Annotated in this window: 12 protein-coding genes; 11 read left to right on the plus strand and 1 reads right to left on the minus strand. The window is 33.7% G+C overall.

Annotated elements, in window-relative coordinates:
* Nucleotides 1-30 precede the first annotated feature (30 nt).
* The 6 genes from LC076_RS19420 to LC076_RS19445 all read left to right on the plus strand — a co-directional run bounded on the left by LC076_RS19420 (nucleotide 31) and on the right by LC076_RS19445 (nucleotide 5,382).
* Nucleotides 31-210, plus strand: coding sequence for a hypothetical protein (locus LC076_RS19420; RefSeq protein WP_226670745.1), 180 nt, complete (start codon nucleotides 31-33; stop codon nucleotides 208-210).
* A complete protein-coding gene (locus LC076_RS19425) occupies nucleotides 197-604 on the plus strand; it encodes a recombinase family protein (protein ID WP_226670746.1) in 408 nt (135 codons plus the stop codon). The genes LC076_RS19420 and LC076_RS19425 overlap by 14 nt, the downstream gene beginning before the upstream one ends.
* Nucleotides 588-2,012: a recombinase family protein gene (locus tag LC076_RS19430; RefSeq protein WP_226670747.1), complete on the plus strand. Its 1,425-nt coding sequence runs from the start codon at nucleotides 588-590 to the stop codon at nucleotides 2,010-2,012. Before LC076_RS19425 ends, LC076_RS19430 begins: the two co-directional genes overlap by 17 nt.
* Complete coding sequence (locus tag LC076_RS19435; protein WP_226670748.1) at nucleotides 2,005-3,504, plus strand: recombinase family protein; 1,500 nt, start codon at nucleotides 2,005-2,007, stop codon at nucleotides 3,502-3,504. The genes LC076_RS19430 and LC076_RS19435 overlap by 8 nt, the downstream gene beginning before the upstream one ends.
* A gap of 251 nt (nucleotides 3,505-3,755) precedes the next feature.
* On the plus strand, nucleotides 3,756-3,902 hold the full coding sequence (locus LC076_RS19440; protein WP_226670749.1) for a hypothetical protein: 147 nt from the start codon (nucleotides 3,756-3,758) through the stop codon (nucleotides 3,900-3,902).
* Complete coding sequence (locus tag LC076_RS19445; protein WP_226670750.1) at nucleotides 3,895-5,382, plus strand: recombinase family protein; 1,488 nt, start codon at nucleotides 3,895-3,897, stop codon at nucleotides 5,380-5,382. Before LC076_RS19440 ends, LC076_RS19445 begins: the two co-directional genes overlap by 8 nt.
* 262 nt (nucleotides 5,383-5,644) lie before the next feature.
* Here the strand turns inward: LC076_RS19445 and LC076_RS19450 are convergent, their stop codons facing one another.
* On the minus strand, nucleotides 5,645-7,345 hold the full coding sequence (locus tag LC076_RS19450) for an ATP-dependent nuclease (RefSeq protein WP_226670751.1): 1,701 nt from the start codon (nucleotides 7,343-7,345) through the stop codon (nucleotides 5,645-5,647).
* 189 nt (nucleotides 7,346-7,534) lie between these two features.
* Here LC076_RS19450 and hsdR point away from each other — a divergent pair, with 189 nt between their 5' ends.
* From hsdR to LC076_RS19475, 5 genes are all read left to right on the plus strand, one after another.
* The gene (gene hsdR / locus LC076_RS19455) at nucleotides 7,535-10,738 is read left to right on the plus strand and encodes a type I restriction-modification system endonuclease (protein WP_226670752.1); all 3,204 of its coding nucleotides are present in this window, start codon (nucleotides 7,535-7,537) and stop codon (nucleotides 10,736-10,738) included.
* Nucleotides 10,739-10,866: 128 nt separating this feature from the next.
* Nucleotides 10,867-12,300, plus strand: coding sequence for an N-6 DNA methylase (locus tag LC076_RS19460; RefSeq protein ID WP_226670753.1), 1,434 nt, complete (start codon nucleotides 10,867-10,869; stop codon nucleotides 12,298-12,300).
* The gene (locus tag LC076_RS19465) at nucleotides 12,297-13,715 is read left to right on the plus strand and encodes a restriction endonuclease subunit S (protein WP_226670754.1); all 1,419 of its coding nucleotides are present in this window, start codon (nucleotides 12,297-12,299) and stop codon (nucleotides 13,713-13,715) included. Before LC076_RS19460 ends, LC076_RS19465 begins: the two co-directional genes overlap by 4 nt.
* 1,161 nt (nucleotides 13,716-14,876) lie before the next feature.
* Nucleotides 14,877-15,578: a SatD family protein gene (locus LC076_RS19470; protein WP_226670755.1), complete on the plus strand. Its 702-nt coding sequence runs from the start codon at nucleotides 14,877-14,879 to the stop codon at nucleotides 15,576-15,578.
* Nucleotides 15,575-16,597 (plus strand): DUF3307 domain-containing protein, encoded by a 1,023-nt coding sequence (locus LC076_RS19475; protein ID WP_226670756.1) that lies wholly within the window; start codon nucleotides 15,575-15,577, stop codon nucleotides 16,595-16,597. The genes LC076_RS19470 and LC076_RS19475 overlap by 4 nt, the downstream gene beginning before the upstream one ends.
* Nucleotides 16,598-16,825: the final 228 nt, after the last annotated feature.

Raw genomic sequence — 16,825 nt, forward strand, 5'->3', positions numbered from 1 at the left:
AATTCTGTGATTATGACTGGAGGTGGTTGTATGAAATACAAAGTAAGGAAAATTGAGATTATTGAAGAGTCAAATGAACTTGGAACCATTTTAATAGAAAGGCTTATCGAAAGAATGCTATTAAAAGAACTAGGTTTTCCTACTACTCTTCAAACCATTATCTTAAGTAAACATTATAGAGAAAAGGATGATAACAATGTTAGCAAATAATGTGACAAATAAGGAAATGAAGCAAAAGGTCTTCTATAGAAGAGGAAGAGAAGAAAGTAATTTGGAAAATCAACTGAAGACTGATTATCAATTTCGAAAATGCTTAATTCAGCACGAATTCATTGAATTAAATGAAGGAGATGTTTCAGTTGTTGAATTTCACGGAAGAAAGTGCAGTCTTCGGTTAATTAATCTAAATGAGCTAGTTAGAGTGGATACTCTTTATGTCTACGATGCAAGTCGCCTGGCTCGAAGTATAGTAGACAATAATGAGCTCCAGTATTTGCACAATAAGTACAATGTTAGACTTGTTTCTACTGGTTCGTCTGCAGAAGATATGTCTAATAGTCTATTTGGTTTCTGGGAGGGCATTAAAATTGGCAAAAAAGTTTGATTCTTTAAAGCAAAAACTAAAGGTCTTTTTAAGACGAGTCAGTACAGAAAACCAAAGCCTTGAGATGCAAGTTGCTGCTGATAAAAAGTATCGGGATGCTCTAGATGAAGATGAGTATATTGAGGTAAATGAGCTTGGTGTGTCCGCAAATAAGATGAAGCTGAAGAACCGGGAGAGAATACTGGAAGTTATGTCGATTATTAGTCAAGGCAAGGTTGATACCCTTTATGTTTATGACCGAAGCCGACTAACAAGAAATTTTTATGAATACCTTGAAATGGTGGATTTGTTCATTTTACATGACATTGAAGTAGTATTTACTTCCACAGATTCAAGTTATCCGACTTTCAATTCCAATTATCTAATCGAAGGCTTTAATGGAATATTAATTGAAGAAGAGGGGAAATCAATTGCTCGTCGAGTTGCAGATGCCCACCGAAAGCTTCCGCCAAGGAAATTTGGTTATGATACGTACAAAGACGACCAAGGCAAGAAATCTTACACTCTTAAAATGGAGCATAAAAATAAAATTTTTCAATTATTTGAGAAGTCTAGGCGAATTGCCAATACTACTGAATTTATTCAGCTAGTATCAACTTTTTCAAGTCTAATGAAAAAACAACCAACTGATATCGTGCGAATATTAACAGACCCGTTCTATGCCGGTTGTGAACAAATTAGCACATATTTAAATTCGCTCCCTTATGTTGAACCCGGTGTTTCTAAGGAGACTTTCCTTGAGATACAAGAAGTAATTGAACCATTCGTCAAAAAATTGCAGCAAAACCTAAGTGGAAGAAGTGAAGAAAATATCCTACCTCCTAAGTGTGGTATTTGTGAAAAGAGTATGATGTACCGAAAAAGCAAAATGGGTGAATCAGGCATTTATACTTGTTCGAATAAACATAAAAAAATAAGTATAAACGTTGAGGATTACAATGATATGTTAATAAATTGCTCCTCAATGGTCTTTGAAAACTTGAATGAGGAAGAAATCGAAAAGAAAGCTATAAAAATGATAAATCACATACTCGATAACTTGGGAAATGAAATAGAGGCTGCAAATAAAAAAATTGAGTATATTGAGGCTCAAATTGCGACAATGTCTTATGAAAGATTTCTTTCCAAACAATATGAAAAAGATGAATTGAAACTTTTAGTAGAAAGTAAGCAAAAAAGAAAAGAATTTCGAGAAAACCAATTGCTTTGTGAAAACTATAAAAACAAAGTGAAATACCTGATAAGCAATGTCAAAATAAGTGACTGCCTAAAAAGAGATGAATTAATAAATTTAGTTGGATTAATTATTAAGGACTGCTATGTTCACGAATCGACATTAGGTCTTAATCTTTTCTTTAACGAGTTCCTAGACAATGAACAATTAGAAAGGAAGTTAGCATGTGAGTAAACAGGATGCACATAACCAAATAACACCTTATGAAAAAAGAGAACTGGCAGTTGCTTCTATACGACGTTCTTCACATAAACAAGAAGGGAATCAGTCGTTTGAAATTCAAATATTAGCAATTAAGGAGTATGCCGAGAAAAAGGGTTACTATTTGCCGGATGAATTTATCTTTTACGATGATGCTCAAAGTGCATACCGGAAATCTGCTAGTCGACGTAAAGGTTTAAATATGATGAAAGAAATTGTCCTATCCCAAGATGTCAGTGCTATCATGTTTTATGATTTTTCCCGCATTGACAGAAAAATTTACTCTTTTGTATCGGAATTTTATACCGACGTTATTGCTAAAAAGCCGCACCTTAAATTCTATACAACTACAAAAGAGGATGAATGGACGCCATCTGATTTAGATGTGAAACTTCAACTAATCATAGCCAACGGTGAATCCAATGATAAATCAAGAAGAACAATTGACTCTCAAAAGACAGATTTAGATTCTGAGAAACGTCCTGGTTCTACTGTTCCGTTTGGTTATAACCAAATTGATAAGAAGTTGGTTCCAAATGAAAATGCTCCGTTTGTTCTTTTTATTTATTACTTAGCATCCTGGGGACATTCAATACAAAAGATAACAGATATCTTAAATGAAGCAGGTATTCCGTCTCCAACAAAGAAGCACTGGCGGACAAGCAGTATAGAAAATATCCTTAAGAATCCAGTATACATGGGGCATCTCAGTTGGACTTTTCGCCATAAACACATCAATCAAAATGACCATTTAATTGAATATAGTCACGATGCGATTGTTCCAGGTATTTTCTATAAACTAATTGATGTAAATCGAGAGCTGAAGAAAAAGTATAACAAATTAGAAACTCCGTTTTTATTTGGTGGTTTGCTAGTTTGTAAAAACTGTGGAAACCATCTAATGCATCGAAACAGCTCTACAAAGAAAAAAGGAACTAAATACAGTTATCTTAAGTATTTTTGCACTACTTGCTTTTATGAAATGGATATAGATGTATTAAATGAAAGACTATTGGGCTATATTCATCAACAGTTATCCATGTCTGTAAAAATAAATTCTGAGACTGTAATTAATGCTCTTAAAGAATATATCGAGTCACTTCAGAAGCAAATGGAATTACTTAAGGCAAAGGAACAACTTGTATTAGCTAATGAAAAGGTAGCTGAAATTCATCAGCAAAATCAGTTAAACAGTGTCTTTAGAAATGTTAAAAGCAAATTGAAAGATGAAATTCTTCAAATTGAACAGTCAATTAAAGAAATCGAAATTCTTCTAATTCCTTCAGAACTAGAAGTGTTTCTGAATAGTTTTCAAAATATTGATATGAGCAAGTTATCAATGGCAGAGCAACGATTAATCTTGTTGAACTTTGTTAACGAAATCGGAATACACTTTAAAAGTGAGAACAAAATTGAATTTGATATTCAATTTAAAGTCAATCCGGTTTCTTTTATAACCAGATGATAGTAGATGGAAAATCGAACTTTTACATAATTCAATGGATTGAAAACCGAACCTACGACCATATTTTAAAAATAGGAAAAAACCTTAATGGGCAAAAGCCGGTACTACTACGGCTTTCTAATTTAACTGGTTCGGTTTTACTTCCGAGATGGTATACCATTCTGGTTACAATATCGAACTTCTAATAACCATTTTGGACAAAAAATCGAAATTACATACATAACAACACAAGAATACGGGGGAAAAACAACATGAATATAAAGAGAAAGTTTAATAACGATGGGAACTCCTTTGAACAGATGTTTAAGGAGCTAATGAATTCAAAGTTAAATGATTTTGCAGCAAGAAAAGAGAATAGAATTGTCATTGGAGAAAGAGGAGGAATTAATCATGTATAGAGTAGGTGCCTATGGTCGAGTTTCTACAGGAAGAAAAGAACAAGATTCCTCATTAGAAAATCAGCAATTGATGTTTAATCAATTTGTTAATAGTAAGGGTTGGGAGTTAGCAGAATTATATATTGACAGAAAAACAGGTACCAAGGGAAAAAGACCAGAACTACTACGATTACTCGAAGATATTAAAAATAAAAGAATCGATGTAGTAATTGTTAAAGATTTATCAAGGTTAGCAAGAAACGGAGAGCTTTCATATAAGATAGCGAATCTATCGAAGGAAAAAGGTGTACATATTATTTCACTTGATGGAATGGTAAACACAATGGAAAATAATGTAGACATGTTAGGGATACTAGCGTGGATGTATGAAAAAGAATCTGAAAACCAAAGTAGAAGAATTAAAAGCTCTAAAAAAGCAAGAGCCATAAAGGGAAAGTACCAAGGCTCAGTTCCTCCATATGGATACCGTTTAGAAGATGGAACTTTATATATTAGAGAAGATGAAACACCTAGTATTGTAAGAAGAATCTACAAAGAATATTTAGAAGGTACTGGTGTAGATACAATTGCAAAAAACCTAACCCTCGAAAATGTAGCAACTCCAGCTCAAATAATAAATAAAAGAAATGCCGGCTTAGTGTGGGGAGGGTCTACAATAAAGGTCATATTAGAGAATCCGCATTATGTTGGTAATTTAGTTCAAGGGAGAACTGAAACGATAAGTGTAGTTAGTACAGGTAGAAAAACAAGGAGTAAGGAAGAACTAACTATTGTAAGAAGTACACATGAAGCAATTATTCTAAAAGCTGATTTTGATGCTGTTCAAGCAGAAATGATAAGAAGAAAGAAGAATATTACAGCACCTAAACTCCATTTGTTTACGAATGTTACTTTCTGTGCAGATTGTGGTCGGGGAATGTGGTACCGAGCTGGTAGGAAAGGTTATATTTGTGGAACATATGGAAGATATGGCAAATCAAAATGTTCCTCTCATTCAATCAAGGAAGAGAAATTAACTGCTGCATTAGTTAACGACTTTGAGATGTTCCTAGAAGTGTTGAATATTGATTTGCTTTTCAAAAAGTTCGAGTCAAAGTTTGAAACTGCATTGAATAATAGTATTAAAGAAATAGAAAAGGTTAAAAGTAAAATTGAAGTGCTTAATAATAGAAAAGTAAAATACATTCAAATGTTGGCTGATGGTCAAATGGATGTAGATACATTTACCTTCGTAAAAGGTCAAAATGAAGAGGAAATAATTAAACTAAGTGAGCAGCTAAAAGGGTTTGAAGAAAGTTCTGCTGATAAAAATTACAGCAACATTGAGAAGATTAAAGAAGAATTTCTAGAGTTTTTATTTTCTGAAGAGGCATTTGTAGAAGTTATACATCGTTTTATTTCAAGGATTGAAATTGAAGAGGATGGAACGGCGAAGGTATTTTATAGTTTCCAAGAACCGCAGAAAATGAATATAGCTTAACAAGTGTAACTATAGCAAAAATGCTCAGTACATCCATAGCTGAGCATTTTTTACTCTATTAAATTAAGGTAATCTTCCCTGTAGAATTTGAGATTAATGCCATACTAATTATTGTCCTAGTTCCACAGTAGTTGCTGCTGCTTTGGAAGAGTGCAAAAGCCTTAATTTTGAGAACTTCCTTATACTAATTTGTCCTCTTCTTCCTTGCAATTTTAAAAAGCCAATCTAATCTAAGAGCTGAATTAATTAATATTAATCTAAGTTAGTTGGAAGCCCCTATTTCTTCTTCTTTTGCCTTTTCCTCCTCCATTTCTTTCTGTTGTATTAATCCAATAAATAAATCCTCATAATCCTGTTCATGCTTTATTCTTTGAAAGCCAAACTCCAAAGCTTTTTCTTCATTTCGGTTTATTATTTGTTTAAACAAATTCTGTACAATCATTCTAGGTTTAGCAAATTCATCTGTATCAGAGACTCCGTGTAATATATCATAAATTGTTTGTGTCTTCTTAATATTGGGTATATCTCCGATGCTAATTGCTTGTTCAAAGTTTGAGATTGAGCAGAAAATTCTTATGTTATCATTTTCTTTTAGCTCTAGAATTTTTTTACAATTAGTTAGTTGACCTTTTAATGTAGAAGCACTGTGTTTTATATGGTTATCCACATCGTGTAACACATCATAACTTGAGTTAAACTGATTGAGGATTTTCATTAAGGTACATATAGTAGCTTTACCTCTTGCACGAATTATGTGCAAGTTCTCATTCATTGATTTAGCGAAGTGTTTAAATGCAATATACTCAGTATCACCTTCCACAATTACAACTTTGTCAGCAAAGAAAAACTCATTAACATAAGAATCTATATAGTTTAAAATCTTCATATTTTTAATATCATCTTCATCAAATTGTTCACCAATAGATTTATATAGTTGAATTGCAGCTTTTTCACCGACTCGAAAAACTTGAATCGAGGTGTGTCTTTCAGATAAGTCTATAAGTATTGGTGAGTGAGTAGAAATCATAAGTGGCATTTTTTCACCAATCTTATATAGAGAACGACTTAGTGCTCTAACCGCTTCTGGATGCAAGAAAGCTTCTGGTTCGTCAATCAATAACAATTTATTGTCACTTTCACCCATAAGTTTTTTCTCTATCATATTTTGAATAAGGTATATCAAACTCATACGTTGTAATCCAGTTCCTTGATTTGCTAAAGGCATTTTAGATTGCTTATTACTATCAATATGGACGCTGGAGCTTGTAGACTTTAATATGTCTGATGATGAGAAGCCCTCACTTTCTCCACCTACTACATTTAAAGATAAATGTTCGTTAGAAAATAGATTTTGCAAATTATCCGAAACGTCACCACTTACTTCTTCTAATAGCTTATCCGTATTTAGTTTAAGTTTTCTTAGAAACTCAGGGTAAGCCTTTTTGAGTTGAGCATACTCTTCAGCTAGTTCATTTTCTTCTGAACTACCATCTTCGCTCTCAAGTTTTTCTAAATTATTCTTGAGTATTTCAGTGTATATATTTTGAATTAAACTGTTAATATCATCTGGTAGCATAGATGGGGTTATGTAAAAGGGTTTATTGTTTAAAACTTCATCTAGTTTTTCTTTCAGTTCGTGACTTGCTTTAATTTCAATATCATTTTCATCATAAAAACTAGGTGCTAACTCCTCTTTGTACTTCTTTACAATAGTGATTTTATCGTCAGCAGATTCGAATACTGCTTTTAAAACTATTTTCGTATTTCGTGTAGAGAAGCAATCGGTAGGTATAGTTTTTGCCTTAGTCTCTTTTTGGAAGAAACAGTTAATTGCCTCTAATATAGTTGATTTTCCGGTGTTGTTTCTTCCAGTTAAAATAGCAATCGAATCTTTTGAAAAGTTAATGGAAAAGGTGTCTTTGAAAACTTTGTAGTTCGTCACACTAAACTCTATTAATCTCATAAAATCTTCCTCCCTAATATTTACTAGTTAAATTCTACCATATGCATCATTCTATTAATACGATGTGAAGATGAAAAACAGACATAAGACTAACGGATTCCTTATTCTCAAGGGAAATACATATTTTCCCTTAAAAATAGTAATTATGATACAATTAAGATAAATAATAATCTGAAAACGGTGATGTCGATGAGTAGCAACTTTTCTTTTTTTCAAGGTAAATGGGATGTACTTGCCAACTTAGGAGAATCAGCTGAGAACAACGTTTATCATGACCCACATACTACAATAATGAAGCTTCGTTTGTTTGGTGAGACATTAACGAAGCTTATTCTTGCATCTGAGAATATTAAAGAGACCTATGATACGAAACAAGTGCACCGTATTAATGCGATACGTCGGGAAGGAATATTAGAGCCGGAACTACTTGAACTACTTGAAACACTTCGTCGAAAAGGTAATCGTGCTTCTCACGAAGCGGATTACGGGGATACGGATGACGCAAAGGTGCTATTGCGTTTTTCTTTTCGTCTAGCCACATGGTTTATGGAAGTTTACGGGGATTGGGATTTCGAAGCTCCTATATATACAGAACCAATCGAAATGAGTATGGTTCAAGCTAAAAAACTTGTTCAAGAATATGATGAAAAGCGTAAATTGGAAGAAGAGTTAACAAGAGCTCGTGAAAAGGCGGAAAAGGAAACTGGTAAAGAGAAAAAAGAACGCCGCAAAAAGTCTAAGCAGTTTGTTCAACGAAACAAGTTAACGGAAGCTGAGACAAGAGCAATTATTGATGAAAAGTTACGTTCGGCAGGTTGGGAAGTCGATACTGAAAAACTCAACAACCAAAAATATGGAACTTTACCAGAGAAGAATCGGAACTTGGTAATTGCAGAGTGGAAAGTAAAAGGTGGAAGAGTCGATTATGCCCTTTTCTTAGGTAAGAAGTTAGTGGGACTTATCGAAGCAAAAGCGGAAAGGAAAAACATTCCTGGTGTACTAGAAAGCCAAACTAAGACATACGCAAAGAATGTAATACAGGTTGATGATGAAGAAATCATCCCTTCTACTTCAGATTATAAAGTACCATTTTTATATGCAACGAACGGAAGACCTTATTTGCGACAGCTACAAGAAGAATCAGGAATTTGGTTTTGGGATTCAAGAAAGCCAAAGGAATACGCACGACCACTTGAAGGTTGGCATTCTCCAGAGGACATAAGACTTCTTCTAGAACAGGATGGTTTTGAAGCTGATAAACGATTAGAAGCGGAAGATATAACAAGGTTTGGCTTACGACATTATCAACAAAATGCAGTTCTTGCTGTGGAACAGGCACTTAAAGAAGGTAAGCGAAGAATGCTTGTAGCCAAAGCAACTGGTACGGGTAAAACTAGAACAGCCATTGCTTTAATGTATAGATTAATCGCTACCAAAAAGTGTCGTCGCATCTTGTTTTTAGTAGATAGAAATTCGTTAGGGAGACAAACGGAAGATTCATTAAAGGATACGAAAGTTGAAGGTTTATCTTTTGCTAGTATATTTGATGTAAAGTCGCTAGAGGATGTTTCACCTGAACTCGATACTAAGGTACATATTGCAACAGTCCAAGGAATGGTAAAGAGGCTATTCTACAGTGATAATGAGAAGCTGCCAACAGTTGGACAGTATGACTTTATTATCGTGGACGAAGCGCATAGAGGGTACACGAGTGACCGCGAAATGTCGGAAGAGGAATTGCTATTCAATGACCAAAACGATTACGTTAGCCAGTACCGAAGAGTAATCGATTACTTTGACGCGGCATGTTTAGGGCTAACTGCAACGCCTGCTCTTCATACAACGGAAATTTTCGGCATGCCAATCTTTAAGTATTCTTACAGTGAAGCTGTTTTAGATGGATATTTAGTGGACCACGAACCGCCATACTTATTTAAAACGGAGTTAGCGCAAGCTGGGATAAAGTTTGAAAAAGACGAAGAAGTAGAAGTGTATGATGTTGATAAAAGTCAAATCCAGCTAGAGAAGGTTGAGGACACCATAAGTTTTGATGTCGAGCAATTTAATAAGCGGGTTATCACGGAACCGTTCAATCGTGCTGTATTAAATAAATTAACAGACTATATAGACCCGACTAGTAAAGAAAAAACACTAATCTTTGCAGCGACTGACCAGCATGCTGATATGGTAGTAAGATTATTAAAAGAAGCATTTAAAGAACGTGGCGACGAAGTTGAAGATGATTCAATTGTAAAAATAACCGGTTCGATTTATCAACCATTAGATGCAATTAAGCGATTGAAAAATGAAAGGCTTCCTAACATCGTTGTAACAGTTGACCTTTTAACAACTGGAATTGATGTACCTGCTATTACAAACTTAGTGTTTCTACGCCGAGTACAATCTCGTATATTATATGACCAAATGCTTGGGCGAGCGACACGACTTTGTTCAGAAATCGGGAAAACTCACTTCAATATATATGATGCTGTAGGTATTTATGACAAGTTGAAAAGTTACACCGAAATGAAACCAGTCGTAAAGCAACAAAGCTATAGCATTGGGGAGCTATATGAATCTCTTACTAATGCATCTACTGAAGATGAAGCAAACTTTTACCGTGACCAATTAGTAGCAAAAATTCAAAGGCGTAAGCAACGTTTAGATGATGAAGGAAAGCAAAGGTTTGAAGAACTTTCAAAAGGAAAAACGGTAGATGAATGGGCGAAAGAAGTTCAAACTTACACTCCAAAAAAAGCAAAAGAAAACAACATGCTATTCGAATATATGGGAACATACCGTGTTAAAGGTGAAAAGAGGTATATTTCTAATAAGGAAGATAAAATTCTTCCTGTGGAACGTGGTTATGGAGAAGGTAATAATCGTCCGGAAGATTATTTAGATGGCTTTGTTCGCTTTATAAAGGAAAACATAAATGAAATCCCTGCCTTACATCTTGTGTGTACACGACCAAAAGATTTAACAAGGCAAGATTTAAGAGAACTTATAACGATTTTAGAAACAAAAGGCTATAAGCAATCCCACTTACAAACGGCATGGAAACAAACGAAAAATGAAGACATTGCAGCTGACATTATTAGCTTCATACGCCAAGCAGCTTTAGGGGAAGCGCTTGTAGACCATGAAACTCGTATTAGGCAAGCAATGCAAAAAGTATATGCTTTGCATGATTGGACACCAAGGCAGAAAAAATGGTTAGAACGAATCGAGAAACAACTTCTACAAGTACCGGTTCTCGCCCCTACTCCAGAAGATGCATTTTCTGAAGAACCATTTAAAAGCAATGGTGGATACAATCTGCTAAAACGAGAGTTCGGTGACTTAATAGAAGATGTAGTTACTACTATTAATGATAGTTTATATGTAAGTTAATACCATTTTAAAGGGAGTCTTAATGGCTCTCTTTTTCATAGGATAAATGTAGATTTTACTAAAAGAAAATCCACTACTTTTTAAGTTATAATAAATATTATCTTTATATGAATTTCAGGAGGAACACTATGAATAACCAAGAAATCGTTCAAAAGCTTTGGAACTTATGCAATGTACTCCGTGATGACGGAATTACATATCAGGAATATGTAACAGAATTAACATACTTACTATTTTTAAAGATGATGAAAGAGCAAGAAGCGGAAAAGGAAGTAATTCCAGAAGGATATAGATGGGACAACCTATTAGAAAAAGAAGGGTTGGAATTAAAAGCTTTTTACCAAAGGTTACTATTAGAATTCGGTAGCAGTGACAACGAACGTTTACGTCAAATCTATACAGATGCATCTTCGAGTATTACAGAACCTAAAAACTTAGAAAAAATTATTAAGTCTATTGATGCTCTTGATTGGTATAACGCTAAGGAAGAAGGACTTGGGAACTTATATGAAGGTTTATTAGAAAAAAACGCAAGTGAAACTAAGTCTGGTGCTGGTCAATATTTTACTCCGCGTGTGTTAATTGACTTAATGGTTGAGTTAATTGACCCAGAGCCAGGTGAAAGATGTAATGACCCAGCTGCGGGAACATTTGGTTTTATGATTGCAGCTGACCAATATTTAAAGAATAAGACAGATGATTATTTTGACCTCGACCCTCAAGTAGCGGAGTTTCAAAAGAAAGAAGCATTTACTGGGATGGAACTTGTAAAAGGAACTCATCGTCTAGCATTAATGAATGCACTTCTTCATGACATTGAAGGAAGATTAGAACAAGGTGACTCTTTATCTAGTAATGGGAAATGGATGAAAAACTTCGATGTTATTTTAACAAATCCTCCATTTGGAACGAAAAAAGGTGGAGAACGTGTAACACGAGATGATTTAACTTTTGAAACATCTAACAAACAGCTGAACTTTTTACAGTTAATTTATAATGCTTTAAAAGACGATGGCAATGCTCGTGCTGCCGTCGTATTACCAGACAATGTATTATTCGAAGGTGGTATCGGTGCTCAAATTCGTCGTGACTTAATGGATAAGTGCAATTTACACACCATTTTACGATTGCCAACAGGAATCTTCTATGCTCAAGGTGTTAAAACGAATGTTTTATTCTTTACTAAAGAGAGAACGGATAAAAACAGTACAAAGGAGACATGGGTATATGACCTTCGTACAAACATGCAGACTTTTGGTAAACGTAATACCTTAACAAAAGCTCACTTTGAAAACTTTATTACTGCGTATCAAGTCGAGGACCGTTTAAAAGTGGAAGACGAGCGTTGGAACATGTTCTCACGAGATGAAATTGCGAAAAAGGGAGACAACTTAGATATTGGACTGATTGCAGATGAGTCCTTATCAGCTTATGAAAACTTACCAGACCCGATTGATTCCGCTGAAGAGGCAATTGCTAAACTCCAACAAGCGATGGATTTATTAAATGAAGTTGTTGAAGAGTTGAAAGCAGTGGAAGTAGATGAGGTGGTCAAGAAATGAGTAAGAAAAAGAAATCCGTGGAGGAATTGTTTAATGAAGCAGTAGTTCCTGAAGAAGAACAGCCATATGAAGTACCAAAAAATTGGGTTTGGGCAAAGCTGGGATATGTTTATGAACAAGTTAAAGAGCAAATTCAACCTACAGGTAATGAAAAGTATGTTGGTTTAGAGCATATGAATAAAGGAGGAGGTGTATCAGTAGTTAGGGTTGCAGAAGGAGTAAAAAGTAAAAAGGTAGTTTTTAAGAAAAATGATGTACTTTATGGTAAGTTACGACCATATCTAAATAAGCATGCCTATGTTGAATTTGATGGTGTGGCTTCAACTGATATATTAGTATATCGTAATAAAAATAAAACAACTAATAAAATATTGGACATGTATCTGGGATTACCACATGTTTTAAAATATGCTAATGAAAATAGTAATGGTATAAATTTGCCGAGAGTATCTCCGAAAGCAATGGATAATATGCCTTTTCCACTTCCTCCAGAAAATGAACAGATGCGAATTGCTAAGAAGGTAGAGCGTCTTTTAGGAAAAATTGAAGAAGCAAAGCAGTTGGTTGAGGAAGCGAAGGAGACGTTTGAACTTCGGCGAGCGGCTATTTTAAAAAAGGCTATTAGTGGTGAGTTGACAAGGGATTGGCGGAGGGGTAACCCTGATAACATAAGTGGACAAGAGCTATATAAAATAATTAAGACTTCGCAAATGAGAAAAAGAAAAAAAGTAAAAGACGTTATTGAAAACGAGTGTGAATATTCTATTCCAGAGAATTGGAAATGGGTAAGGCTAGGTGATGTTTTAGACCTAACTTCAGGAGGAACACCCAAAAGAAATGTTCCGGAATTTTATGAAGGACATATTCCTTGGATAAAAACAGGTGAGGTCAAATGGAACAACGTATACAATTCAGCGGAGAATATTTCTGAAGATGCTATTAAGAATAGTTCAGTGAAACTTCTACCAATAAATTCTGTATTAGTTGCTATGTATGGGCAAGGCTTAACTAGAGGAAGAGCTGCCATATTAAAGGTTGAAGCTGCATGTAATCAAGCGGTTTGTGCAATACTCCCTAATGGAAATATTCTACCAGAATTTATTTTCTATTATTTTATGGAAGGTTACAAGAGATTTAGACAAATTGCTAAAGGTGGAAATCAAGAAAATCTTAGCGCGACAGTAATATCAGAGTTTTTATTTCCGCTTCCACCATATGAAGAACAACAACAAATTGTAAAGATTCTAGATAAAATCCTTGATAAAGAACATATAATATCTCAATCAATTGACTTAGAAAATAAAATAGTACAGTTTAAACAAGCTATTCTTAGTAAAGCCTTTAAAGGTGAACTAGCAACAAATCATCCCGAAGAAGATAGTGCAATTGAGCTTTTAAAAGAGGTCCTAAAATGAATTGATTAATACAAGATAAACCTACTCTCGAAATACAATTGGAGTAGGTTTATTATAGTAAATACTACTACATCTTAAAAGTTTCTGCGACCTACTATCAATACAGGTCTAAGCCGTCGCAAAAATTATCTTAAAAGCTTTAACACCAAACTCTTACTAATGTTACAATAAGGGATAAAACTTAATAGAAGACACATTTAACAAGCTAATGACTTATTATTCACTTTCAAATTTATAGCTACCATAGTTATAGAAGAATGCTAATCTAACTAGAGAAATTAAAGATTTCCTCCAAGGGCTACTAGTGGGTTTTTTTGCAAGTCGCTTAGGCGCTACACGACTTGCAACATGAGCTGAATTGCCACCCTTGCAGGAATCAATGATTGTGCAGTTTTTTTGAAGACATTCCCCGTTATATCCAATCTATTCGGACCAGGACGCATTTACATTGTATATATAAACATATTATTTTGGGTTTTAGGATAAGATTGTGTTTTTTTAAATGATTATAGAGTGGTGAAGTAGTTAACTTGAAATCCGGTTCGTATGTCATACTATTAAGCAATAATCTATCATTTTTAAAAAATTGGTAGATAGAGGATAAAGTTAGGAGAATAAGGTAAATCTAGGAACTATATTTATTCCATTCTTTGACTCTATTTGAGAAGGTGAAAAATAGTAGCTTAGCTTTATAGCATATTGAATAATAAGATAATAGATTTTGTTTGGAACTTCCTAAATACATAGTATATTAAATTGAAGGTTATTCTGATATTTAATCAGATAACTTTAAGAATCACCGGCAAATAAGTAATTCTAAAAAGTTGTTGGTAAAGCCAATGACTCTCTATGATTACTGGGGAATCCGGTAACTTTCCGGGGTTACTGGAGAATCCGGTAACTTTCCGGGGTTACTGGAGAATCCGGTAACTTTCCGGGGTTACTGGAGAATCCGGTAACTTTCCGGGGTTACTGGAGAATCCGGTAACTTTCCGAGGTTACTGGAGAATCCGGTAACTTTCCGGGGTTACTGGAAAAACCGTTACCTTGATGGTTGAGCTATTTTACTGGGTAAACTAAGTAAGAAAAAAGTCTGCTTAATCCTTTAAATACATATTAAATCAAATATTGAGTTTTTATAGGATGAACTGGAGGGGAATAATGGACAGATTGCGTGCAACGTGTATAACGGCAGATGTAATAAATTCTAGAAAAAACAAAAAAGAAGAACAATTAGAATTAATTGCAAAGGAGTTAAATGAGAAGTTTAGCAATAGTTTATTAACCGAATTTACTGTAAGAGCTGGAGATGAGCTTTTTGGAGTAGTTAATAATTTTAATGATGGGTATTGGGCATTTAAGGAACTTTTTTATCTATCAAAAAAATTCCAGGTTCCCCTCTATGTTGGGGGAGGATTTGGAGAAGTAGGTAATGAGAAGTTAGATAATCCAGATGGAGTTAATGGTAGGGCTATTTGGAATGCGGCTGACGCTCTAAAGATATTAAAGGATAAAAAGTTTAAAACAAGGGCACTTCAATCTTTAGATGAAAATTTTAAATTTATGTTTATTGTTGGCGATAATAGAATTAATGATACAGCCATTAATTATTTATTATATTTTATATTAGAAAAAATAAAAAAAAGAACAGAATTGCAATCAAAGGCCATAGAACTAATAGAGAAAAATTCCGATTTAACTTATGAGGACATTGGAGAGAAATTAGGATATGAGCGAGACAATTCAAAATCAAACGTAAGTAAATTACTATCAAGAGCAGAACACACTATAGTAAAAGAAGGTGAACAGGAGCTAATTAATTTAATAAATACTATTTATAACTTTAGGGAAGGATTACAATGATTAAATTATTTCTAATTTTTATCCTAGCACATTTTATGTGTGACTTTATAACACAAACAAATTATACAATAAAGAAAAAAGAGTTATATTTCAAAAGAAAATTTTTCAGAAGAATTAATATTGGTCTAACTGAACATGTAGGTCAACATATGGTTGTTACTTTGTTATTAACATTCTTGATAACGGGGGTCGATTTTTACTTAACCTTGCCAGTATTACTAATTGGAGTAATCCACTATTTTGTTGACTTCCTTAAGGTAAAATACTCAGAGAAACTGATTGAGAAAATGGAATCAGTCAAACCGGAGAAAAAAGGTTTTCACAAGTATTTATTGGAAAGAAGCTCTTTTCATTTCATACTTGACCAAGCAATTCATATTCTAACTATTTATCTAGTTTTGTTAATATTCGGTAAAGTATATTCACCCACTATAATGTTTAGTAAGTTCAATGACTTCATATATAATAATTTAATCGTTTCTGACTTAAATAGGATAATAGTTATATTAGCTTTAATAATCCTGTTAACTTATGGAAGTGGTTATTTTATCGGTGAGGTTTTAAAAGATATAAAGAGGTTAAACTCGAAAAAGGTACTTTCAATGGAGGAAGAGGCTGCTGCAACAATTGAAAAAAATGAGTTAGATGGAATATTAGTAGAGATAGAACAAATGAAAAAGAATGTAGTATTAGAAAGAAGTTGGGAAATAAGTGATGAGAAGAACAGTAAGAAAAGTATTAAAATTCAGTTAAATAGCTTTAATGAAATTGATGATAATGCAGTTGGTAAATACATCGGGATTTTAGAGAGGTTCTTAATAGCAGTATTTATTATACTACAAGCCTATCCAGGATTAGTAGTTTTAGGTGCTTTTAAAACGTTGACAAGGTTTAAGCAACTTGAAGATAAATCTTTTGCGGAGAACTATTTAATTGGTACTTTACTAAGTATTGTACTAGGAATACTGTTTGGTGGATTAATATACTTTATGTTGAATGATTCACTATTTATAAAATAATTACATAATAAGATTTTTAATGATAATAAAAGATTAAATATTAGTTTAGTCTTTTATTTAATTTCAATCATTTATCTTGATTTAATTAAATAAAGATTTAGCGAAGCGCTCCATAGCACATTAAAAGGAAAATGTACTTTTGTAATATAACGTAAAATCTTTCTGGTGGCTAGCCATCTGCCCCCTGAGTTAGTATATTCCATTTCGACTCACCAGGGTATCATTTTA

It is taken from the genome of Metabacillus litoralis, from assembly GCF_020524045.1.
GTDB classification, from domain to species: domain Bacteria; phylum Bacillota; class Bacilli; order Bacillales; family Bacillaceae; genus Metabacillus; species Metabacillus litoralis_C.

Coding starts and splice junctions, on each gene's coding strand:
- LC076_RS19420 (WP_226670745.1), top strand. CDS start 31: ATGAAATACAAAGTAAGGAAAATTGAGATTATTGAAGAGTCAAATGAA.
- LC076_RS19425 (WP_226670746.1), top strand. CDS start 197: ATGTTAGCAAATAATGTGACAAATAAGGAAATGAAGCAAAAGGTCTTC.
- LC076_RS19440 (WP_226670749.1), top strand. CDS start 3,756: ATGAATATAAAGAGAAAGTTTAATAACGATGGGAACTCCTTTGAACAG.
- LC076_RS19445 (WP_226670750.1), top strand. CDS start 3,895: ATGTATAGAGTAGGTGCCTATGGTCGAGTTTCTACAGGAAGAAAAGAA.
- LC076_RS19450 (WP_226670751.1), bottom strand. CDS start 7,345: ATGAGATTAATAGAGTTTAGTGTGACGAACTACAAAGTTTTCAAAGAC.
- hsdR (WP_226670752.1), top strand. CDS start 7,535: ATGAGTAGCAACTTTTCTTTTTTTCAAGGTAAATGGGATGTACTTGCC.
- LC076_RS19460 (WP_226670753.1), top strand. CDS start 10,867: ATGAATAACCAAGAAATCGTTCAAAAGCTTTGGAACTTATGCAATGTA.
- LC076_RS19465 (WP_226670754.1), top strand. CDS start 12,297: ATGAGTAAGAAAAAGAAATCCGTGGAGGAATTGTTTAATGAAGCAGTA.
- LC076_RS19470 (WP_226670755.1), top strand. CDS start 14,877: ATGGACAGATTGCGTGCAACGTGTATAACGGCAGATGTAATAAATTCT.
- LC076_RS19475 (WP_226670756.1), top strand. CDS start 15,575: ATGATTAAATTATTTCTAATTTTTATCCTAGCACATTTTATGTGTGAC.